This is a genomic window from Paenibacillus sp. 3LSP, assembly GCF_032465655.1.
In the GTDB taxonomy this organism is placed as follows: domain Bacteria; phylum Bacillota; class Bacilli; order Paenibacillales; family Paenibacillaceae; genus Fontibacillus; species Fontibacillus barengoltzii.
Genome location: NZ_JAWDJI010000245.1, coordinates 1 through 843, shown reverse-complemented (window position 1 = coordinate 843; position 843 = coordinate 1). Strand labels below are relative to the sequence as shown.

The window sequence follows — 843 nt, the reverse complement described above, 5'->3', positions numbered from 1 at the left end:
ACTTCTGGGAAGGGTTCGGGGACTTTCTGGTGGAGCGTTACGAAATCGACGAGAACACGTGGCTTGTGGTGAACGGAGACGGCGCGGCGTGGATCGGGGAATGTACATCCTACTTTCACCAATGTCTGTACATGCTGGACCGCTTTCATGTGGCGCGTGATTTGAAACGCTTTGTTGGTCATTTGCCGCAGGTGTGGGAGACCGTGAGACGGTCTTTGGCCAAACAGGATGCAGCCGCGCTTATGGCGGTCCTGGAAGGCGTGTCGGAGCAAGAGATAGCGGAAGAGAACCGGAAGGATTGGAAGCCGTATAAAAGATTTCTAAAGCGGCATGAGAAGCATTTGGACGACTACCGAAAAACACTCCAGGCGAAGGGGATCGACACAAGCGGTATGCGCCCGATGGGAAGCGCGGAATCGCAGATGCGTATATTCGCCAAGCGGACGAAGCGTGGCGGGTACAGTTGGAGTGAGCGAGGCGTCAGGGCGATGCTGAGGACGATGATGAGGATTCAAGAAGCGGGCACGGTGGTAAGAACGGTTGAAGGACAAGCGAGTAAGCAGGCAACGCCGCAGCAGTCGATAAACATGCGGCAATTGCTCAAGAACGTGACGCAACCGGTCAAGGGTTGTATCGCTGGAATGATTCGCATGCTGCAAGGACCGAAGCAAAGCAGCACAACGGGTATGGCACTCAAAGCACTTCGCGGATAACGGCAAAAAATTCTGACAAATCACTTGTGTTTGATGAAAGAACGAAGCAAAGCGCTTACAAGGAAGAGGTTCCTTCGGGGTTCGCGTTCCAGGCATCTTAAATGACTGCCCACGCTAGCTTGACACTGAC

General features: G+C 53.7%; 1 pseudogene. It reads left to right on the top strand.

What is annotated here, in order from left to right:
* Nucleotides 1-713, top strand: a pseudogene (locus tag RW092_RS21725) (ISLre2-like element ISTco1 family transposase); the annotation flags it as partial.
* Nucleotides 714-843: the final 130 nt, after the last annotated feature.